This window comes from Vibrio sp. 1557, from assembly GCF_033340175.1.
GTDB classification, from domain to species: Bacteria; Pseudomonadota; Gammaproteobacteria; order Enterobacterales; family Vibrionaceae; genus Vibrio; species Vibrio alginolyticus.
Genome location: NZ_JAWOVZ010000010.1, coordinates 137,859 through 159,884, shown reverse-complemented (window position 1 = coordinate 159,884; position 22,026 = coordinate 137,859). Strand labels below are relative to the sequence as shown.

The 22,026-nt window shown below is 41.9% G+C and carries 20 protein-coding genes; 13 read left to right on the top strand and 7 right to left on the bottom strand.

The features are described 5' to 3' along the window. Nucleotides 1–41: 41 nt before the first annotated feature. The gene (locus tag R7070_RS14180; RefSeq protein ID WP_318141229.1) at nucleotides 42–365 is read right to left on the bottom strand and encodes a JAB domain-containing protein; all 324 of its coding nucleotides are present in this window, start codon (nucleotides 363–365) and stop codon (nucleotides 42–44) included. A gap of 623 nt (nucleotides 366–988) precedes the next feature. Then, nucleotides 989–2,500, bottom strand: coding sequence for an Eco57I restriction-modification methylase domain-containing protein (locus R7070_RS14175; protein ID WP_101905902.1), 1,512 nt, complete (start codon nucleotides 2,498–2,500; stop codon nucleotides 989–991). A gap of 129 nt (nucleotides 2,501–2,629) precedes the next feature. On the opposite strand from R7070_RS14175, the gene R7070_RS14170 reads away from it, so the two are divergent. Further along, nucleotides 2,630–3,610 carry a BsuBI/PstI family type II restriction endonuclease gene (locus tag R7070_RS14170; RefSeq protein WP_101905903.1) on the top strand — a complete coding sequence of 327 codons (981 nt, stop codon included), beginning with the start codon at nucleotides 2,630–2,632 and terminating at the stop codon, nucleotides 3,608–3,610. 324 nt (nucleotides 3,611–3,934) lie between these two features. Here R7070_RS14170 and R7070_RS14165 read toward each other — a convergent pair whose 3' ends face one another. Next, the gene (locus R7070_RS14165) at nucleotides 3,935–5,014 is read right to left on the bottom strand and encodes a hypothetical protein (protein ID WP_101905904.1); all 1,080 of its coding nucleotides are present in this window, start codon (nucleotides 5,012–5,014) and stop codon (nucleotides 3,935–3,937) included. A 335-nt stretch (nucleotides 5,015–5,349) separates the two neighbouring features. On the opposite strand from R7070_RS14165, the gene R7070_RS14160 reads away from it, so the two are divergent. From R7070_RS14160 to R7070_RS14135, 6 genes are all read left to right on the top strand, one after another. Further along, nucleotides 5,350–6,204, top strand: a complete 855-nt coding sequence (locus tag R7070_RS14160; protein WP_180827200.1) for a DUF1566 domain-containing protein — start codon at nucleotides 5,350–5,352, stop codon at nucleotides 6,202–6,204. After that, a complete protein-coding gene (locus tag R7070_RS14155; protein ID WP_014386830.1) occupies nucleotides 6,204–6,755 on the top strand; it encodes a DUF1566 domain-containing protein in 552 nt (183 codons plus the stop codon). The genes R7070_RS14160 and R7070_RS14155 overlap by 1 nt, the downstream gene beginning before the upstream one ends. 56 nt (nucleotides 6,756–6,811) lie before the next feature. Next, nucleotides 6,812–8,326: a UvrD-helicase domain-containing protein gene (locus tag R7070_RS14150; RefSeq protein ID WP_014386831.1), complete on the top strand. Its 1,515-nt coding sequence runs from the start codon at nucleotides 6,812–6,814 to the stop codon at nucleotides 8,324–8,326. A gap of 119 nt (nucleotides 8,327–8,445) precedes the next feature. After that, nucleotides 8,446–9,450, top strand: a complete 1,005-nt coding sequence (gene traF, locus R7070_RS14145; RefSeq protein ID WP_220769851.1) for a conjugal transfer protein TraF — start codon at nucleotides 8,446–8,448, stop codon at nucleotides 9,448–9,450. Nucleotide 9,451: 1 nt separating this feature from the next. Then, nucleotides 9,452–10,891: a conjugal transfer protein TraH gene (locus tag R7070_RS14140; RefSeq protein WP_014386833.1), complete on the top strand. Its 1,440-nt coding sequence runs from the start codon at nucleotides 9,452–9,454 to the stop codon at nucleotides 10,889–10,891. A gap of 6 nt (nucleotides 10,892–10,897) precedes the next feature. Further along, the gene (locus R7070_RS14135) at nucleotides 10,898–14,539 is read left to right on the top strand and encodes a conjugal transfer protein TraG N-terminal domain-containing protein (RefSeq protein ID WP_014386834.1); all 3,642 of its coding nucleotides are present in this window, start codon (nucleotides 10,898–10,900) and stop codon (nucleotides 14,537–14,539) included. Between the two features lie 50 nt (nucleotides 14,540–14,589). Here R7070_RS14135 and R7070_RS14130 read toward each other — a convergent pair whose 3' ends face one another. Beyond that, a complete protein-coding gene (locus R7070_RS14130) occupies nucleotides 14,590–14,976 on the bottom strand; it encodes a hypothetical protein (RefSeq protein WP_109320325.1) in 387 nt (128 codons plus the stop codon). Between the two features lie 702 nt (nucleotides 14,977–15,678). Between R7070_RS14130 and R7070_RS14125 the strand changes: the two genes are divergently transcribed. From R7070_RS14125 to R7070_RS14110, 4 genes are read left to right on the top strand one after another with little or no spacing between them, the layout of a single operon-like run. Next, complete coding sequence (locus R7070_RS14125) at nucleotides 15,679–15,936, top strand: transcriptional regulator (RefSeq protein ID WP_032073043.1); 258 nt, start codon at nucleotides 15,679–15,681, stop codon at nucleotides 15,934–15,936. Between the two features lie 45 nt (nucleotides 15,937–15,981). Then, nucleotides 15,982–16,524 carry a transglycosylase SLT domain-containing protein gene (locus tag R7070_RS14120; protein WP_014386837.1) on the top strand — a complete coding sequence of 181 codons (543 nt, stop codon included), beginning with the start codon at nucleotides 15,982–15,984 and terminating at the stop codon, nucleotides 16,522–16,524. Nucleotide 16,525: 1 nt separating this feature from the next. Next, nucleotides 16,526–17,131 carry a hypothetical protein gene (locus R7070_RS14115; protein ID WP_014386838.1) on the top strand — a complete coding sequence of 202 codons (606 nt, stop codon included), beginning with the start codon at nucleotides 16,526–16,528 and terminating at the stop codon, nucleotides 17,129–17,131. A 37-nt stretch (nucleotides 17,132–17,168) separates the two neighbouring features. Further along, nucleotides 17,169–17,696: a FlhC family transcriptional regulator gene (locus R7070_RS14110; RefSeq protein ID WP_342749706.1), complete on the top strand. Its 528-nt coding sequence runs from the start codon at nucleotides 17,169–17,171 to the stop codon at nucleotides 17,694–17,696. Between the two features lie 76 nt (nucleotides 17,697–17,772). On the opposite strand, the gene R7070_RS14105 is transcribed toward R7070_RS14110, so the two are convergent. Together R7070_RS14105 and R7070_RS14100 are read right to left on the bottom strand one after the other, a co-directional pair. After that, entirely contained in the window at nucleotides 17,773–18,048 is a 276-nt protein-coding gene (locus R7070_RS14105) for a hypothetical protein (RefSeq protein WP_014386840.1), read from the bottom strand. 13 nt (nucleotides 18,049–18,061) lie between these two features. Beyond that, the gene (locus R7070_RS14100) at nucleotides 18,062–19,039 is read right to left on the bottom strand and encodes a ParM/StbA family protein (protein ID WP_014386841.1); all 978 of its coding nucleotides are present in this window, start codon (nucleotides 19,037–19,039) and stop codon (nucleotides 18,062–18,064) included. 472 nt (nucleotides 19,040–19,511) lie between these two features. Here R7070_RS14100 and mobI point away from each other — a divergent pair, with 472 nt between their 5' ends. Further along, nucleotides 19,512–20,066, top strand: a complete 555-nt coding sequence (gene mobI / locus R7070_RS14095; RefSeq protein ID WP_014386842.1) for a conjugative transfer protein MobI(A/C) — start codon at nucleotides 19,512–19,514, stop codon at nucleotides 20,064–20,066. Between the two features lie 24 nt (nucleotides 20,067–20,090). Then, nucleotides 20,091–20,381 carry a hypothetical protein gene (locus R7070_RS14090; protein WP_014386843.1) on the top strand — a complete coding sequence of 97 codons (291 nt, stop codon included), beginning with the start codon at nucleotides 20,091–20,093 and terminating at the stop codon, nucleotides 20,379–20,381. An 863-nt stretch (nucleotides 20,382–21,244) separates the two neighbouring features. Here R7070_RS14090 and R7070_RS14085 read toward each other — a convergent pair. Next, entirely contained in the window at nucleotides 21,245–21,706 is a 462-nt protein-coding gene (locus R7070_RS14085; protein ID WP_014386844.1) for a hypothetical protein, read from the bottom strand. Between the last annotated feature and the right edge of the window lie 320 nt (nucleotides 21,707–22,026).

The following is a 22,026-nucleotide window of genomic DNA, read 5'->3' as shown; positions in this document are numbered from 1 at the left end:
GTGCATACGAACAGCATATACAGTATTCTCAACTTTAAAAGTTAATTATGAGAATTTAGTTTATCAGGTAATTTTTGAGCCAGGATCACAGCTGCGCCATTGTGTTTGAGAACGGATTTTACAACCTCACGCGGATATACAGAGGCACTATCAATCGTTCCCTGAAAAAGCTCTACGGCTTCAATTAGTCGGTGCTGATTATCGAGTATTAGCAGCATGAAAATTTCACGCTCAGATGTAGCAAGTCGAGCCTGGCAAAAGCCTTTAACTAGATCAGGACTGGTAAAGGCATCACAAGTTTTGATTTTTTTTGCAAAAATAGCGGCTGCTTGGTCAATGATGCTTTGTTCTTCTGGTGTAAACATTGCGTTTCTCCATTTATAGGTCATGGAACATTCCCGACCTTTCGTAAACAATTATACCGCCCCGCTGTGGCGGTGTCTACTTTTTTTAATTTATTTCTTCATTATTTCCAATGTGCAATAAGACTTTAGGGCTAACGCTCCACTCAAAAATTGATAGCATTTACTCTTGGCGTAAAAACAATCATGTGTCTTTTTAAGAGGTGTTCATTTTAGGTATGCTCTATTTACCTAGTGAATGTTGATAGGACAATATAAGTGAACAGCAAGGCTATTTGACCAGCCCAATTTAACCAACCCAAATTGGCTAGGTTAGGCTGTTTTCTAGCAGCTAAAAGGAATAAAGCTATTGGATTTCCTTCCTGGCGTAATTTTCATCGAGTATAGGGGTCACACGACGATTCGGAAAACATTGTACGTTAAGAGCCTAACGCAATGATTATCTTAGCCAAGATAACCAGTTTTCGATGGGTAAACCCAAAAACTACTCACAAGAGTAAGCTGAAATGAAAAGAGCCGACAAAAATCGGCTCTTTTTTAAGTCTGAAGCCCAATGGAACGAAAACGTACGCTAAGCTTCTTACCCATATAAAATCATCATACTTTCCTATAGCTGCTAACACAGATCAAATGAAACTCTCAATAATCCGGTCTACACATGCTTGATTAAACTCTGCAAAATCAATTGCTTCACCCATAGAAATAAGCTGTTCTCTGGTTGGGTAACGTAATGTTCTTAGGTCTGTAGCATTTACTTGAGTATGACCGTTCATCTGACGGAAATACTTATCTACTAACGTGCTGTTAAGGAATACCCATAGACCTTTTGCAAGACCATCATCTAACGGCTCACCCAATGCATGAAAGTAATTTGTTTTATTTTCAAAACCCACTACTTCAACATCAGCAATATCAGCTGTGTAGATTGACGCAACGATTCTACGTTTCTCTTCTTTAGCGGTCAGTCTGCGAGTTAGAACATAAGTTCCGTTTTTAACCATCAGGTTAGCTGTGCTTTCGTTGTTTAAAAGTGCGTTCGGCTTTTTGGCATTTTCTACTGGCCATTCAATCGCACATTTTTGTAAATGTTGTGGAAAGATTAAAGGCACTGAACCATCAACAAAGTCGGTGCTTAAATTTTCTCTAGTGCGAAAATCTACAACTTTACCTGTGCTTGCCTGAATACCAAGATCTTCAAGTGAACACGGTAAACCACCTGCTCTAGTTGCTACGCTCTGTTCTTCTTCATCAGTGATGATATGAATAAAACGCTCTGGATTGTTTTCACTTACTACTCTGTCAAAAGGCACTTCATAAACATACGGGCTTGGATCTTCTGCACAAGAGCTAGAAGTGACAATAACCGTGTCTCTTTGTGGTTCACCTTTTGTTAAGTGATAAATAACGTTTTCCTGCAGCACTTTATCAGCCTTGAATGCTGATTTACGGCTATTAAAAACATGAATTTTGTTGATTGAGCAAGAGTCTAATAACAATCTACGGAAATCGTTGAAGTATGGACCGTTACAGAATGAACGGGGAGTGATTGCGACAAGTTCACCGCCTTCTTCTAATAATTTTATCGCTAACCCTACAAACGCTGAGTATAGATTTCCAGTTTCAAAACTAACCTTTCTTAGTGCTGCTCGCTCAGTGCCTTTTGAAGAAATTTTTAAGTAAGGTGGGTTAAGAATGACTTTGTTATATTTAGGTTTGAAATTGTCGTTTAAGAGCTGTTCAACTGAGTGTTGAATAAAATCATCTTCAACTACGGTTTGATCCCACTGGACACCATATGATTCACACGTATTTGAACAATGCTTTAATGTATCAGACAGGTAATGATTCATTACGCTTGATAGTTCGAAGCAAGTTGAATCAATGCTTGTTGCATCGTTCTTAACTCGCTCAACAAACGCAGCCGTTAACGATCCTACTCCTGCTCCTGCATCAAGTAGACGGTGTTCACCATCTACATTTTCAAACATATCAGCAAGAAGCTTAGATACAGCAGAAGATGACATAAACTGACCTAATTTCCCTCTAAGCTTTTCATCGAGTTTTCCATTTGCCGCAACTCGGTTAACATCCGCAATATCATTTAAGTTAAGGGGTAAATTTTGAGCCAATTCAGTCATATATGTTTTTTTATACAGTTGTGTGTTGGACGGGCAGTATCGCAAAAAACCTGCACAAAAGGAAGAAAAAAACCTGCACATAGGTTACATTGTGGGATCTGTTAGTTTACTGGCTGATAAATAAAGAAAATGAGAGACAAAAAACTAGAACAAGCTAAAGAAATTCTCAAAGCTTTAGGCTTGCCAAAACAGCAATACAACGACAGATCCGCTTGGGTCTTTCTTGCTCTTGCTAATGTAAAACCAACTGACGATTGGAGTGTAGCGACAGCGCCACTTTTACCGACTGTTGATATTATGAGTTTTATACGCTCAGAGTATGGAAAAGATTACCAACCGAACTCTCGTGAAACGATTAGAAGACAAACACTCCACCAGTTCGACCAAGCTCAAATCGTTGATAGAAACCGTGATAATCCTGCTAGAGCTACAAATAGCAAAGACAATAACTACTCATTGAATCAACCTGTCATCGAGATTCTACATACTTATCCTAACGGTAATTGGAAAGAGCTTGTGAAGAAGTTCCTTTCTGATGTTCCAACGCTGCAAGAGATGTATGAACGCACTCTTAATAAAGAGAAGATTCCTGTGCTCTTACCTGACGGTAATGAAATCAAGCTGTCCCCAGGTGCTCATAACCAACTTCATGCTGATATTGTTCACGAATTTTGTCCTAGATTTGTGGGGGAAGGTGGTAAAGTCCTCTATATCGGCGATACAGCGAGTAGCCGTGATGAAGGTGGTAAACATATGGTTCTTGAAACTGAATATCTTGAATCATTGAACGTCCCTCCTATGTCTCACGACAAGTTGCCTGACGTTGTTGTATATGATGAAAAACGCCAATGGTTGTTTTTAATTGAAGCTGTAACGAGCCATGGACCAGTCAGCCCTAAACGATGGCTAGAGCTTGAAAAAGCTTTGAACGGTTGTTCTGTGGGGCGTGTTTATGTCACCGCATTTCCCCATAGGGTTGAGTTTAGAAAAAATGCAGCAGACATTGCTTGGGAGACGGAGGTTTGGATTGCTGATAATCCAGATCATATGATTCACTTCAATGGTGACCGATTTCTTGGGCCACACAATAACAAACCTGAGATTAGCTAACGTTCTTCTCCTAGAATTAAATAACAAAGGTAGCGAGGAATACCTTGCTGCCTTTTAGTATTAACCCTCTTACAGCGATTATTCCTTTATAAATATAAAGTTACGTTCTTAGCGTACAATATTTTCCGAATCGTCGTGTGACTGTCGGTGGACAACAAAGTTTGAAACTCGAACAATAAAGATTAGAACTATGACAATAAAGTACGAAACTTTTCGGTGCCATTTGTCGTAGTTTGCCTTCTTCTCTGAGACGATTTTGCCCCAAAGCTAGCTAGATGCTATTGCATGTCTTATTAGTATATCTAACTTGAAATGTCATAATTACTATTTGAGCCACTTGTAGCACCATCCATCACTCATGAGCAATTTCCTGATTTTTGCTCTGTCATTAGCTTTAGCTCGCATATATATAGAGCGTATTTCTTGCTCATAAGAATCAGATTCAAAACCACGGTTAATCGCTTTTTGATACCACTCATGACCTTGGGAGATATCTCCACTCAACATTTTGCACGCACCAATCAAAGTGCATGGGCGGTAGTCCTGTAGAGTCAATTCATGAGCCTGTATGCCAAATTCGATAGCTTGTTCTAGCATATTTAAATCACGTTTAACACCGCCAGCCGTAGTAAGCAAAGCAGATTTTAACTTCTTATTTCCATTCGCAAATTTGAATGGAAAGTGCTTATTCACCAAGGTTAGGGCTGTTTTTGCCTTATCTGCTTTACGATAATCAGCAAGAGCATTAACCAAGTTCCACGGCTTATTGGTCGTATTCCATATTCGCTTGGAGTTCTCTGCGCGACGAAGGTAATACATGCTATTCACCTGATCATTCTCAAAGCCCTTCTGCTTAAGCCACAAGTAGTCGGCATCAGTGATCATACCTTTGTTGAGAGTCGTGAGAATATAAGCTGCTTTAGAGTGCCTACGAATCGAACTAATATTGAGTGAGGGGAAGTCGATGAATTGCTTATCATACTTAGCTCTAAGATCTGCAAACATCTTGTCAGACGCTATTTGCCGCTGTTTTAGCTTTTGTTCCTGTGCTTTTTGTTGCTCGATTCTTTGCTCTTGAGGAGTTTTTGTCGTGTTATATTTAGCGAGTTTTGACTCGATAAACTCTATATTCGTTGAAAACTCAGCACCTTCAACTGACTTACGTTTTTTCACACAAACCTTCAGGCTCAAGAACTCACTAAACACATCAGGGTGATCTTCAAGCAATGAATTCAAGATCGCTACATACTCTAAACCCATTGCACTTGTTATACAGTTGGCTTCATCGAGTAATGGTTTATCGAGCACGCTGCCATCTATAGCTTCAGATAAAAGCTTCAACCAAGCATGGTGAAGTGGGAATTGAACTCGATCAAACAGCCTAATTACTTTAGTGACCAACATAACGATTTAATCTCCATCCTCGTTTAAAGCACTGTCCATCATAAAGGGGCCATGCTAAACCGCACCACCAATTATAGCGGCTGAGTTTTTCGAATTTTCTATACTTGAAGTTATCCATACTCTACTAATTTAGTAAAGTCACTGAAACGAAATTGTCCAAAAGCGAGTTTCAAACTTTGTTGTCACACTTTCGTTGGATAGCCACATTGATTGAGTCTAAGTGTCGATCTTTATTGTCAGTATTGGGTTCTTTTAGCCACGATAGTAACGCACTTCGGAAATAGAAAAGTTTCAAACTTTAATGTCCTCCGACAGTTATTATCCTTGGAGACTTAGTGTTAAACGATACTGGCGTCACCAGATATGTAAATGGGAATGACTTCGATGCCCAAGGCGCACCTAATGATCTTCCTGGGCAAGATGCTGAATTTGGCGCTGATACTGACTCACCAAACTACTTAGATGGTTATGCAGGTTTCTCTTTTACAAAATTAGACGTTTCCGGAAACCACCTTCCTCATACAGCGACGGCATGGTCATGTGTCTTGGATAACCGAACAGGGATCGTCTGGGAAAACAAAGGTGATGCAATTACTGATATTCCATCTTCACTTTCGGAAGCAGAATTCAAAGCCCTAGTAAATGATGCTTGGCGTGCCAGCAGAAACCCAAGCTCAAAGGATTATGTTCCTTACCCTTATTATCACTGGCATCAAAACTGGCAAGCTAAAAACTACCTATACACCTGGTACAGCAAAGATAGAACTAATGACGGTGGCAGTGCTGGTGGCGCTTCACTAGAATTCCAAAACCGTAATGCTCCTGTTCACGATAAGGCACAATGCGCGTTCCCTACGACAGATAACGCTGGCTATGTAAAAGTCACATCATGTAGTACCGATGACTACATTCGTGCGGCCAACGAGCTAGCCGTTTGTGGCTATAAAGATTGGCGATTACCTTCCATTGAAGAGCTACGTTCTATTGCCAATTATGAAAACAGTCAAACACTGCTCGATACCGACTATTTCTATAACTACGAAGGTGGCGCACCGATTTGGTCTGGAACCCCGAGTTCAAATGGTGAAGGTACAGCATGGTGCATGGACTCAAGCAATGGACAAGCTAAGTTGTGTCATAAACAAAGCAACTCGGCGAGCATTCGTTTAGCAAGAGGAGGGAAACAGTGATGAAGTCCAAACTAACCGTTGCGGCAAGCATTCTTTGTCTTGTAGGGATATCAACTCAAACTTACGCACAGACTTGTAAGTCAGATATTATCGCTCCCACCACCAATATAGAGCAATTTACAGTACATAAAGACGGCACAGTTACTGACGCCGCAACAGGCTTGATGTGGACCACTTGCACTATGGGACAAAGATATAGTGCCGATAACTGCATTGGAACTCTAAAATCATTTCCTACTTGGTCTGATGCGTTACTAGCTGTGGACGACGCTAACAGCAGCAATTTACTAGGGTACTCTGACTGGAGACTACCCAACATTAAAGAGCTTGGTTCCATTGTCGAAAGGTCATGCTCAGCTCCTGCGATCAGATTGGAGGTATTCAAAAGCACCCCAAAAGTACTTTATTGGTCAAACACTCCTGACAGCAAGGTTAACCCTCAGTTGAAAGCGCGAGTTATTGATTTCAATGAAGGAACTGAGTTCGCATCGTTAGCACAATCTAATATATATCTGCGGCTAGTTCGTGACCTTAAAGAAACGTCCAACTAATTCCATCGTAAGCCCCGGATTTTATTCTGGGGCGTTCCCATAGTGAAGTACACGCGATGAACAAAACATTACCACCTGATACCCCAGAGCAAGCCCGAATCACCAACTATCAAGGAAACCAACTGATAGTTAGGGCCTATGCTGGCACGGGAAAGACAACAACCCTCATCAAATATGCTCTTGCTAATCCTCGCCTAAGAATGCTGTATATCGCGTACAACCGAGCGATAAGAGATGAAGCTGCGGAAAAGTTTCCCCGAAATGTTACGTGCAAAACCTCTCATCAACTAGCATTCGCATCTGTTGGACGTATGTTTGCGCACAAATTAGTGGGAAACATTCGCCTGACCGATATAGCACAAGCGTTAAACACAAAAAACTGGACTCTTGCAAGAGACTGCCTGGATACGCTAAATGCATTTATGTGCAGCGCAGATGACCAAATTCTGTATGACCATTTCGAAAGAGCAGATACTGGATTACTACTAACAACAAAGCAAGAGAGATACGTAATAGAAGTCGTTCAAAGTGCAGAAGATATTTGGAAGAGGATGTGTGAACCTCAAGATCCTTTCCCTATGGTTCATGATGGATACTTAAAGCTGTACCAATTATCTCACCCCAATTTATCATTGAGATACCAGGTAATCCTCTTTGATGAAGCACAGGACGCTAACCCAGTAACTAGTGACATTGTAATTAGGCAGCGCTCAAGGACTATTCTTGTTGGAGACGTCCACCAGCAAATCTATCGTTTCAGAGGTGCAAATGATGCGATGAATAACCCCCGCTTCTCGAACGCAGATCAACTCTACCTCACACATAGTTTCCGATTTGGGCCTAATGTAGCGATGGTTGCTAATGCCCTTCTCGAACTAAAAGGAGAGACCAAGCCGGTAATTGGGCGCGGAGCTAAAGATCAGGTTCTTATGATGCTACCTCAAAATATCGGGCATCATGCTGTGTTACACCGCACGGTAATGGGAGTTATTCAAACTGCTTTGGGCTACACAGGTGCGGGACATAAAGTTTTCTGGGCTGGTGGTATAGAGTCTTACCAAATCGACTATCTGGAAGATATCTTTTGGTTCTCACGTGAAGAAAGAGAACGTGTCAGAAACAAGCAGATACTTAATGATTATGAGGACTATCAAGAGTTCACCGAGATAGCTCGTGCGACTCAAGACAACGAGATGTTTAGAGCGATGGCAATTATCGAAGCCTACGAAGATCTTCCTGAACATCTTGCGATATTACGCCTTAACACCGTAAAAGACGAATTGGTTGCAAATGTCACTGTGTCTACCAGTCATAGAGCAAAGGGACTGGAGTGGGATTATGTCCAACTATTTGATGACTTCCCTGACGTTTTGGACCCCGAGCTAGAACCTGAGGCACGGGATGATGAGATCAATCTACTTTACGTTGCAAGCACGAGAGCCATGCGAGCACTTGCGCTTAACGCTTCAGTGGAAATGGTGATCAGGTACATCACCCATAAGCGTCAACTTGAAAAGATTCAGCAGGAAGAAGCAACTAACAATCAGTCAGAACACATAAAAACAGCCTAATCGACCAAAAATACAACAATAAAACCTCCCCTAATTGCCCTAAATGGGAGGTTTCAGATGCATTCCTTAATCCTCCCCCCCGTTACCATATGCCTGAATGGGAAAATATGTGTGGTGACATGAACAACAAGACTTTAAAGAAAGCTACTTTAGCGCTGGCATTGATAGCCTCAATGCCAAATATCTCCGTAGCAGAAGACAGTAGGCCCGGCTTTTACGATAGAAAGGCGGAAGGATGGTTTTTCTATGAAGTCGAGCCAGAAGAAAAAGAAGTACCTAAACCTAAGCCAGTAGCAGTGCAACCTCCCCCACCACCTCCTGAGCAAGAACAGATGGCCCAGAGTGAAGGACCTGAATATTTTTCTGCTGCGTGGTTTAGAGAGAACTTACCTAAATACAAAGATGCTTGGTGGGATAACCCAACCATTGAGAACGCTAAAGCTTTTGCTTACATGCAGCGATTCGCAATGGATCGTTCAGAACAAGCGCAAGATGCATATGAACTGGCTATTTTAGGTGATCCTTATCTTGATGAAGTGTCCAGAAGACCTTATGCCACGTTCGCATCTCAGCAAGTAGATAGTAAGGCTGGGAAGGAAAGGCAGACATTACTTGGGACTGTAGCAAGTCGTGTGGGTCTATTTTTCTTCTACCAGCCAAACTGCGAAATGTGCGAAATACAGGCTCCAATAGTCAAAATGCTTGAGCAAGGATATGGATTTACTGTCGTGGCAGTATCTTCTGACGGCACCCCTTTCCCAGGAAACATTTTCCCCGAGTTCAAAGTAGATAACGGCCATGCCGAACAGCTAGGTGTCGTCACCTACCCAGCTTTATTCTTAGCTTCACCAGATGGGAGTTTTGCTCCTGTTGGGCAAGGGGTAATGTCACTTCCAGATACAGCCAATCGAATTCTAGTTACTGCTCGCCGAGCAGGTTGGATCAGTGATGACGAATTCAACAAAACAAGAGCACTGGTTAATACCGACAACAACATTGCGGAAATTCTTACCGATAAAACAGGTGAGGCTTCCTTAGAAGAAATCATGACGGATGATAAAGGGAACTATATCCCGCCGGAACAATTGATGGACTTCATCCGCGAAAAAATTAAGGAGAAATAAGATGTTCAGAAAGAACAAGCTGCGGAAGAAAGCTCTCGCTATTTGCGTAGCATCCGTTCTGTGGACAGTACCGAGTATATCTACAGCTAACGGCTTAAAGTCTGAAATGGACGCCCTTTTCAATGAAATGAGCAATGTCACTCAACCAGGTGTATTTGAAACACAGCGTCGAGGGGTTCTGGCTGGTGGTCGATACACCACGAAAACACGCATATTTAATGAAAACCTAGTGTCATTCACACCTCCATCATGGAAAGCTGGTTGTGGTGGTGTTGACCTATTTGGGGGCTCATTGAGCTTTGTTAACGCAGAACAAATCGTCACTTTGCTGCGTTCGGTAGCTGCAAATGCAAAGGGATACGCATTCCAATTAGCATTGGATAACGTCTTTCCTGATGGTGCAAAATGGATAGAAAACTTCCAAAAGAAAATACAACAATTAAACCAATATTTGGGTAATTCTTGTCAACTTGCACAAGGTATCGTAAATGACGCTACCTCTTCATTCGATGTTAAACACAAAACTGACGCTTCCATTACAGCTACCACAACGGGTCTGTTTGACGATGTATTCTCATCTAAGCAAGAGCAAGGCGGTTCTACACCACTCGAACAATTGAAATCAAACAACCCAGATGAGTACAAGAAAATGATTGGTAATATCATCTGGAAGCAATTGAAGAAAAATAATGCAAACGCATGGTTCACATACGGAGACAACACATTACTAGAAGCCATAATGTCTGTGACGGGAACAGTAATAATCGGTGATATTGTTAATGATTCACACGCAAGTATTACGGAAAAAACGACACCAATCACCACTTTACCTGGCAATAAAATCCAAATTTCAGATCTAATCACTGGTAGTAACGTTGAAATATACTCATGTGGTTCAGATACTGAAAATTGCCTAAGCGCTGGGGCAACTGGTGGCGGTGTTAAAACCGTCAACATCACAGGCATAAAGAGCCAAATTGAAGATATGCTTATTGGTTCAAGTACATCTACAGGTATTATTTTCAAGTTTGCTAGTAATGCTGGAACACTATCAACTAGCGAGCAAAACTTTTTAGCTAGCTTACCTGTTGGTATAGGTGCAATCATCCGAAATCTTTCTGTTCTATCTAAAGACTCTGCAATGTTATTTGCCTCAGAGTCGTCTGGAGCGATTTCTCTAGCAATGATGTATTCATTTACTAATGAGCTTTTCAGAGCTGCATTTATTGCTATATCAAACAGTGATAGTCCTTATAAACAGCAAGCGTTGGAAGTATTACGTGAATCTCAAGCCAACATGAGAGCCGAATACTCAATTCTTACAGCTCAATATGGAGATCTCTCTTCTCAAATCGAAAAGTACAACAACCTCCTAAATAACGTTCGAAAGCAAAAATATATGTTATCGACGCTAACTAAAGCACCAAGAACAAAGGAGTAAAACTTCATGCCTGAATTTACTATTTACTCCATTGGCGACTCAGCATTTCTTGAGCAGATATTAATTGCTGTAGCCATGATCACGGGGACCAATGACTTCACCAAGATGGTCAGTGTTGGGTTGCTTATTGGTGTAGTGATGATAACCGTTCAATCTGTTTTCCAAGGGGCAAAACAGATCAATATTCAGCAAATTTTTATGGGGTGGCTACTATACGCCTGCTTCTTCGTACCGACTTCATTAGTCAAGATTGAAGATGCTTACACCGGGCAAGTTCGTCCTGTGGCAAACGTGCCGATTGGTATAGGCTTTGCCGGAGGTGTTATATCGAATGTTGGCTACACCCTAACAAAATTATTTGAGACTGGTTACGGCATTATCGTACCCAATGTTACTGAAACTCACTTTTCTGAAACACTCAAGCTACTGAATGATGTAAGACGCGGTGTGTACGATAGCGCTATTTTTACAGCCCTAAACCAAGAGCAAGGTGGTGGCTATGTTGATGTTCGTCGCTCAGTTTCTAATTACATTAGAGAATGTACGCTAACAAAAGTAGATCTCAACCTGATGAGCTTAGATGAGCTTCTAACACTCCCTTTAGATCAAGCCTTACAATTCAATTCTTCACTATACGGAACGCGTGTATATCTAAACGCGTCGAATCCCGATGGTGGTGATTTTACTTGTAGTGAGGCATGGTCTACAGCTGAGGGGGTTGGCATTGTTGGGGCATTAAATAACCTAAGTGGGTCCAATGTAAATAACGCTTTAAACAATCTACTTGGTGTAGATCCTACCTATACAGGTGTAAATGCTCTAACAAAGATAGCTGACTCATTACAAGCAGTAGGAGCAATTTCCACCTCAGCAGTAGAATATACAAAAGTCGCTCTACTAGAGCCTTTGTATTATGAAGCAGCTGCCGGACGATACCAGGACCTTCAAGACTATGGTTCTGCATTGATGATTAACCAAGCGATTCAACAGCGAAACACTCAATGGGCAGCAGAGCAATCTATGTTCATGTCAGTCGTCAGACCGATGTTAACGTTCTTTGAAGGTTTTGTTTACGCGATAACTCCTATAATGGGCTTTATCATCGTTATGGGTTCAATGGGAATGACGTTGGCAGGAAAATACTTCCAAACGGTTCTCTGGATACAGCTATGGATGCCAGTTCTATCTATAACAAACCTATTCATTCATACAGCAGCGACTAATGAAATGGCAAGCCTGTCTACACCAGGCTTAAACTCAATGTATGCATTATCCTCAACAGGAGACATTCTACAGAACTGGATCGCTACGGGGGGAATGTTAGCAGCAGCCACTCCTATTATTTCACTATTCATAGTGACAGGATCAACATACGCATTTACCAGTCTAGCTAACAGGGTTAACGGTTCTGATCATGTCAATGAGAAAATTCAGTCGCCTGACGCTTTGAATCAAGGCCCAGTAATGAACAGTCAACCTGCATATAACCACAACCAATTTAGTGGGACGATGGCAACAGGAGCGGAAAGCATGATCAGTTCATTTTCTCTTGGCTCATCTATTGGAAGCGGGGTTAGCTCAGCAAGGGCAGTACAAAGCCAGAAGTCAGAAGCATTCTCAGACACCCTTGGCCGAGGTTTTTCTCATGGCGTATCACAAGACCAAGCATACTCCCGTCTTTCTAGCATTGGCCGAACAATCGGTTCACAAAACACTCAACAAAGCCAGTTGGTTAATCAACAAGCTAAAAGCTTCATGGATAAGTTTCAAGTTGATGATCAACATGCCGATGCTGTAAAAGGCGCGTTCGCAATGCAGGCTACAGGCTCTTTAGATGTAAAAGAAGCTGCGGCAATGGTAATGCCACTGATGGGCACCGCTCGTGCAGCAGTAAAAAATGCAGTTAAAGGTCCCTCCAAAGGAACTGGTTTGGCAACTATACCTTCTCAAGAGGATGGAGCCAAAGGCGGTGGTGGTGATATTGTAGGTCTAACTGCTCAAGCCCAGGGAAAAACGGAATCGTCTGCAACAGATACGTCAACATGGTCTGCCAGTGATGTATCGCAATTCATGAAAAATGTTTCATGGGGGAAGACTGATTCTCAGGCACTTACCAATCAATTAGCTCATGGCATTAATAGACAAGGTGGCGAATCCTTTAAACAGTCATGGGGTGATAATTTATCTCAAAATCTATCTAAGTCTGCACAAGAGCTTGTTTCTGCCACTAATGCATATACAACAATGGATCAATTGCAAAACTCTATGGGCTCGATGACAAATAGCGACTTTAAAACATTGGGTGGCGAAGTCGCTCGCTCGCCAGAAGCAATGGATTACCTCAACCAACATTATCAAAATGCACCGGACTCAGTTCGAAAAGAAGCGGCAAATCTCGAACAAAGATATCGTGGTTATGGCATGGACCCAGGTGTAGCTAAAGCGGCAGCTAGACTGACAGCTATGACAAATACCAACAACTATCAGCCAGGGCAACAAGTTGGAGGCTTCCAAGCTGCTGTTAGTGCAATCAACTTAGCTACCGGGAGAAATAGCGGATTTGAAAGCGACCCTCTACAGTACAGCGGCCTCACTCCTCCGACTGTGCCAGAGAATTTAGGGCAGACAGTTGGCAGCAACGTTGGAAGCGGTCCTGTTTTACCTTCCAATTTTAGGGAGAACACAATCAGTACGTCTGGCACAGCTCCGGTAACAGAAACGCCACCAACACCTCCTGTTACTCCGGTAACTGGCGAACATGATGCAAACCTCCAACAATTAGGCAATCTTGCAAATCAGACTAACCGAGCTGTTTCTAGCCCAGAAGAGCAAAAAGCAAGAAATAATATGCTCAATGCTTTGCCGGATATGTCATGGAGCGCTTCCACTTGGGGGGCAGTAGACAATACTGGAGACTGGTTGGCTCGAAGAGCTGAGCAAGTTGGTGGTGCAGCAGTAGCTGGTGGACAGGCGACAGCGAGCGATTTTTCAAATGCAATGGATCAGTTGCGAACCATGACACCAGAACAAAGGGACCAGTTTATCGAAGCGACTCAACGTGGTGACGACTATATATCCGAAGAGTACGGCTTTGGCGGAGAAATGGCAGTTGCAGCGGCAAAATTAGGTCGTAATGTTATTGGCGCAGCAGCTAGCGGTTACAACGCAGCCAAAGAGTGGTTAACGGGAGAGTCGGATCTCTCAGAAGCAGCTAAAGGAATGAGCTTAGAACAACGAGGGGCATTCTACGCAGCAGCGGCAGCGTCGGCAGCGGAAGCTGGCGGTAGTGCAGCAGCTAATTTCATGGAACAATATGGAGATGAATTCAAGCAAACTATGGCTGAGCTCGGGACATCGAGATACGGTTTAACAAACGAACAAGCGGCTGTTTATGCTGAATCTTTTGATACTAACCAAGATAGAATGAGTCAAGCTGTTAACAACTTAAAAATGCAGTATGCTGAAACTGATGCTAATGGTTCAGTAATGATGAATGAAGATGGCAGCCCTGTTTTATCTCAACAAAACCAAGAGTTTACAGACCAACTTGTGAATGTTTTACAAAATGCAGGTGACGCTGGAGATAGATCAGGAAGTTATCTTACTGCCGTTCGTGGCTACAACATTGCAAATCAGCAATTCGATTAATTCTTCCCTTTCACCCGAATCCAAAAGGAGCACCAAGTGCTCCTTTTTATTTAGAAGGTATTAAAAGGATTACCATTTGAATCTACATCCATACCTTTGTGGCCCATCATTGGCAAACCTGTAGCGGGATTGTGTCGTTTTTTCTTTGCGCATCTCCCAGTTCCTATTTTATTAACACCACCAGAATAAACAGCGCGCATCCCAACGAAAAGAATAAAAGCCATCATTGCTACCAATGCTACTTGCCACTGTATGTATGCGACAGCAGACCAGAAAACAATCGCTGCAAATGGACTTTTATGAACCAATAACACAAACCCCAACGTCCAGTACATTACAGGAACAGACATCAAAGCCCATCCCCAAGCAGTATCCGCTGCCATAACAAACCCCAGCAGCAACAGAAACAAACCGATAATATTAATGACATGCTTCATGCTCTTACCCTCAACGAATTTCATAATACCAATATAACACAGAATCAAATAATGCAACCATGAATCCGTCTTCTACTACTCACTTTCACATGTGAAAGTGCCTATAACGCCATCTTCATATAGAAAAATATGAAAAATGTGACTTTCACTCAGCAAAAATGTGATGAATACGCTAAATATAATAAAGAACCATTTGTGAAATCAGTTGATTATAATTTTATTAGTGGTTAAAATGCACCCTATTCGGTCAAATGTAATGGTTGCAATTGCATCTGATCCCATCTGCAAGTCAGAGTATTAATAAGAATCACCCTTAGGGTTAGTTGTGAATTTATTAGGAACCAGCGCCCGCTCGGTTCCTAAACCTTATTTAGCTTACTACACACACGTAGAGTACATTCCTTTTTGGTACTCTGCCTCTTCGTACCACTCCCCCGAATGGTACGCCTATAGCCCATGACTCCAACCCAACTGGGCATAAAATTCTAGCAGGTCAAAAGCACCTGCATAAAAATTAAACTTCAAATTTCAATTCGCTTACTGCAAAAAACGTTACCACGCAAGATAAAACTATTTTTAAAGTTTTTTTCTGTTGATAGGCTCACTTTATGATCCTATAAATAAGGTCATAATACGTCAAGAAATGTCAACAAACGACAAGAAAGCAACTTTAAAAAGAGTTTGGTAATAGAGAGACAAAGGATGTATTTGAATAGCGAAATTCCCCAAAACGAAGAACAGAAACGCAGTTGGATAAAGTATCAATTAAAGATACAAGGGAAATCCCTGGCATCCCTGGCAAGGGAGCACAAAACATCTCGACAAGTACTTTCTAACACTTTGTACGAACCGTCCCCGCGCTGGGAGTACGTTATCGCACAAGCGTTAAACAAAAAGCCTACTGAGATATGGCCGGAAAGATACGAAGACGGATTACCAAAAGAAAAATTGAAAGTTTAAGGGATCACCCCGAAGGACTGGCTAGGAAAATAAGGGTTTTCATATATGGCAAGGGTCAAGAAGTTTATAGCAATTACGTTGCTCGGGATGTCTAGCGTAGCAAACGCGATTGACTTAACTGGTACAGTATTCGAAAAGGCAGCAATAAAACACGGTGTAGAAGCGAAGCTTTTGTACTCTGTTGCGTTGGCTGAGTCAGCTACAGGTCGAGGTGATGGAAACATTAGCCCTTGGCCTTGGGCATTAAGGACACTCAAAGGTGGTCCTCATTACGAGACCTCTCTCGAATCAGCCAAGTTAAAACTCGATGCACTTCTCGCTCAGCACGGAAGAAATGTTGACGTAGGTATGATGCAAATCAATCTGCGTTGGCATGGAGATAAAGTAAGTTCTCCAGATGAGCTCTTGGACCCTGCTAAAAACGTTGACGTCGGAGCTGGTTACTTAGCCCAGTGCATTTCGTCCGCTCCTGGAGATTTGGAGCTAGGCATCGGTCGTTATTACACCTGGTCTGATGAAGCTAGAGCAAGAAATTACGGCAGTCGAATCCTTGCCATTTATAGAAACTTGGATACTGAGGGCATTTAGGATGGACTACTCATGTTCTTACAATATGAATATTGCCTCTCTTAGTGAATCCCAGGCTGATAGAAATGTTTACGAATTTGATCTGTCTTTATGGACATTGTTGAAGCACCTAGCAGAAATCCACCCACGAGAAGTCTCGGAGCAATTTTCTCTTCCACTGGAAACAGTGGAAGCACTTGCGGATGCTACAAAGCATCAATTAGAGCTCTTATCATCAGGTGTAATCCTTTCTTTTAAGCTTTCCTCGCCAGAAAAAATCTATATCTCACACTTGGAGCAATCCTTCGATCAAATTTGTTTGACGCCTTCTTCTGACTCTGGATTTGGGGCTGCATATTGGCTGCTTATGGGAAAAGTGTCACAGCAAGACATTAATATTGCAGCGCAAACTTTCGGGGTCTCAGTCAACCTTACAAAAATCGTATCTCAAGCCTCTGATAATCAACTAAGAAACTTAGCATGTAGCCAGGACATGCCATTTTCGATCAGGTTTTCACCTGAGCTGGTGAGAGAAATTCTGGACAGTGACGAACAAAGGGTTACACACCTCATTTTAAAGAAGCATCAACAATCTATAACTACAACGGGAGGCGGCAATGAGTTGTAATTCAAACTCTTTGGCCCGATGGATATCGGCTAGGAACATGGCTTTGGCTGGATACATTACCAAGATCATCATGGTAGAAACAGGACTTACCTACAAGCAAGTACGTAGAATGTACAAAGAGCTAGAAGATGAAGGTCTTGAAATTTGCAGGAAGAGTAGAACTGCGCGTGGAGGTGCAACTTTGATTCATAGCCATACATCAAAGATTGAAGCGTCTCTATTGATGCAGCTTTATTACAATATAGCTGGCGAAGCGGCCCTTCGTTCAATAAACATTGATGCACTCCATGTGGCTTACCAAATGTATTGCGCTATTAGAAATGAGACGCCTGGAATGAAAGGAACTCGTTGGCAGATGCTCGACATCACCGATGCGTGGTGTTTAGCCCAAGAGCTGCGTTCTGGTGAAGCTATGATAGAAACTTGTCATAGCTGCAAGTGCAACTACTTCACATCAGTTAATCAAAGAACAAGTGTGGATTGCCCTTTCTGTAAAAACCAAGCATGTAGCGGAAAAAATGAAGAAGAATCGCTCACCCATGAAAGCAACTATTCTTATGCTTGATTTGCTCATTGATTAAAAAAGGGGTGAGATTTCTCACCCCTTTTCTATTGGAACAACGCTCTATTTACAATCTGCGTCATACACTTTGCAGCAATTTACCTTTCAACCCATTCCTAGCTTTGTCTAACTTATTATTTTTCTCTTCAACCTGCTCTTCAAGTGGAGGGCTAAAGTGTTGGACTGTAGTCATTGCCCCACCTCTAAGAGCATACATACCTAACATAGCTAAACATCTAAGACGGTCACAACGTTCCTTATGATGCATTTGAGATAGCTCTTGATAAAGCTCGGGAAATGCCTGCTCTGAGACTTTGAAATTACTAATTTTCCCATCCCAATCACTACTAGCCATATGTCCCCCTTAACTAGCCGCAGAACCAAAAACCACGAGCATTCGATGCCACTGCGTTGGAAGGAACCACAACCTTTGAATGAGGGAACAGTTCTTTTGCAGCTTCTTTGTAAGCCGAAGCTCCTCCACCAGCAAGCAACACAGCATCAGCAGCCATACCTTCTTCACGCATAGACTTCTTCATAGGCGTTAATGCATTTGGAGCAACCTTAGACGCAGCCTTATCGAAGTACTCACTAAGAGGAACTTTCGAACCGTGTAGAAGCAATTCTTTCTTATTCGAGCGGATAGCTTTTTCGATTTTTTCTAATCCAGGTCCCGTACCATAGTCCTCTTGTATTAGTCTATTTAGTTCCTGTAGAAGAATAGACATTGCTTTCAGAGACGTACCAGAAGATTGATAACGTACCTCCCCCTCTTCGAGAGCGACCCAATCAACACTAAAAAACCCAGGGTCAATAACAACTGTTCGACCTTCATTTATGATTTCTAACAGTTCCTCATCATCGCAAGAACTAACCACATCCATATACGCTCCGGCAGGCTGAGGCACGACTACAACTGATTTCACCAGCACCTTTCTTTTAGGTGAAATTTGATGCTCACCAGTAAGACGTTCAACAAGTGCATCTCTCTTAGACTTATCCATAAACTGATCAACAGGAAGACCAGTTACAAGAACATCAATCTCTGAACGTCCGCTCAAAAGTAAGCCAGCTAAAAATAAAGCCTTATACGATTTGGTTGAGGGATAATCACCATGTAACTCTCTTTCCCAACCCTGCAATCGATCTGGCTCTACCCCAGCGACCCATTTTTCTCCGTCTATGTCCACCAGGATACAATTAGACGCGCCTCCCATTAACTGCTGAGGCATAAGCTCTGCTGGCCCAGCGCCTACAGGCAGAACTTCAACCTTAGGCTCTTCCCCCTTCTCTCCGTATGCAAGTTTTAAGTTTGAGTATCCAATATCTAGACCAAGAACAAACATGCCCCACTCCTATTAAATCAAAAAGTAATCACAAGATGGCTTTTAGATGCAATTCAGCCGATGAGAGACAATTTACATCACGACATTTACCAAGACCGCCTCCACAATTGCCCAAAAGGGGCGTTTAGATTGCTTTTCGATTAAAAAAACCAAAAAAAAGCAACAATCGAAGCATTTGCTCAAGACTCTTTAATAACCTCGCTGGTGTATAGTGAAATATTTATGAGTAGAAATCCTATATCTATCTGGATAAAACCGATACATAATCATAAAGATTGCAATATCTAGGATATTGGTAACAAATTATCCAGATAGATAGAGCGTTGACAAAAATAATTCACGAGCTATCGTAAGAGAGTACCTATCTATCTGGATAAAAGAGTTAAATCCTCCAGATAGATAGGTATTTGGATAGGAATTGGTTAGGAATTTTGCTATTAGCCACGCTAAAGCCAGCTCAGGAGCCTAAGAAATGAGTACGGATAAAACCAGTAAGAAGGCAAATATAGACTGGGATCTTTTGTTAGATCCCAAAAATGAGGATGAAAGATCTGAACTGTACCTTGATGACATTGAAGCAATATCAAGAGACTTTGTTCTAGAGATACAAACCGCACTAGAGCAAGAGATGAAAGTTCTTATCGTTGAAGCAAAGAAAAGAGCAGACGTACATTGGGCATCAAACAGAATAGCCAGAGAAGAAGAGGACGAAAATAATCAATGGCGATTCGGAACTAGGGCAAGAATGAATGGAAGAAGCCTATCTGCCGAATGGTTTTTAAACCGTTTCAAGCCAGATCCAAAGGGGGGTAAATCCCAAGTGTATTCAACATACCTCAAGAAAGGGACAGGCAATCAATACGACTTGTCAGCATTCAAAAAAGCCACTGACGATGAGTTCAAGTCCATAAAAATGACCGAAGAATACTACGCAGTGCTAAGACAACGCTCAAATGTACTAATGAAGATCCGTAGGCTTCTGAATGACTACGAAAAACTTATTGATAAGCGAAAGGTTGAACTATAAGAACAATGAACCAAGGAGACCAACATGAATTCTGTATCAGCCACTGAAATGGCAAAATTAGGCAAATGTGAAAAAATGATCAAACGATCACGAGTGAGTAAAAGGATCAACGAGAGAGCGCCTAGAAAGCTCTCTAACGCTTTTAACGGAACCAGTGATACATTGCGAGGTGAATTTGCTCACTTCTCCTATGAGAGTGCCACACAGCGCTTTATGACAGACAAACAAGTTAAATGCCGTCGTGTGCTGCAACTATGTTTAAGCGGTGCGTTCGCTATGGGATTGCTATCACTAGTAGCTTTATACGCAAGTTAAGCAAGGGTAATTTGCACTCACAAGACACAGAGGAATTGGTGTTAGTACAAAACTTATCCACTTTTTCTGTGGATAAAAACATCATTTGTCACCTCACAACAAACCTTACTGATACACAGAATTTGCACGTTGTTAAGAGCAGCATTGAGACACAGCAAAGGTTTTAATGTCAGAGTCGAAATAATGGCTTACATCCTCTCGGCTTACTTCCATTAGGTGATTACCCCCAAACACAACGCTGCCCTCTACAAATCACCAATCGGATACTAAACATGATTGCCAGGTAAAATTCGAACGAGACGAGAGCTCTAACAATGTCACAGCAGAACATAGCGTGACAAAACACAAATGACGCACCAGAACACACCAAGCCAATTAACATACAGACCCGATCAGTTAACCGATCGCGCCTTATGTCTATGAATCAATATCAAACCTACCCCAAAACCAAATTAGGGAGCTCTACCAATTAGCAACCTAAAAGACTCCAACAGTGCAGGTCCTAGAGTTAACGAAACCACTTGCTGGTCTTACGTTAATCCAGAAAATCAATGTGTATACTTGCCTTGCGGCCAGCTCAGAAGTTCTATTCTCAAGTATTGCGAGCTTTATTACCTTTGCAAACGCGGTATCCAGCTCACTATCGCCATACGATGAACGTCATAAAAAATGATGCAGATATGAATGTCTTGAAGATACCGAAGGATTTATGTAATGCTTGGTACTACCTAGTTGTGTTTCCTTCGGTCCATAGGAACTGCTTTGGTGAAAGCAAAGAAGATAAATAGCACTAGAGGCTAATCAATGAATTAGAACCCGGTTTGGTGATGTTTCCGAGCACCGAAATAACATCACACATCGAATCAAGACCGGATAGACAACTCAGAACCATTACTCGCCATAACCTCCACAATACCAAACAGAGCTAACGAAAGAACAAACACTCCAGCAAGCAGTAACATAAAGTACCCTATCTCTTTGACTGCGAACTTGAGAGCTGACAACAGAGAGACCTGTTTGCCGGAAATCTTTGAGTAACCCCACTGAAATGCCAGGAACGAAGCTAGGCCGCAAAACGCAACTATACCTGCAACAACCAGAGGTTGTTCTATCAAAACATCCTTATTCAGAAAGCCTTTTGAAATCGCTACTGAGAACAATCTACCAATCAAAAACCCAGCCCCCACAGCCACTCCACTGCGAATTAAGACGACCTTAAAAGACTGGGAATAACTTAGCGTTGTTCCGTTAGTACGCCGAGAAGTGTATTGCACCACCAGCGTGGATATAGCTAATCCAAAGAAAGTAATAACGACAAATTCCATACAAGGCTCTCCAAGCCAATTCTGAGCGTCCAATAAAAAGCATAGGACACTGATTTTCTTTAATCGACCGTACTGACATTTACTTTAACCAGCCGTGAATTAGTGTATTGCATCATCTTTATAAGGTCATATAATGAGCTTAAAAGGCAAACCGAAAACGGACTTGGCTTTTCAATGTGAAATATCGAAAAGCAACCCAAAGACGACATTTAGATTGAATGCTGGGTATGCATAAAAATAGATTGAATGCCGTCAAGAAAAGCAAAGTGCCTTTAAGGTAGTGTTTTGATAGATAAGGTAAAGTTGCATTGTTCACTAAA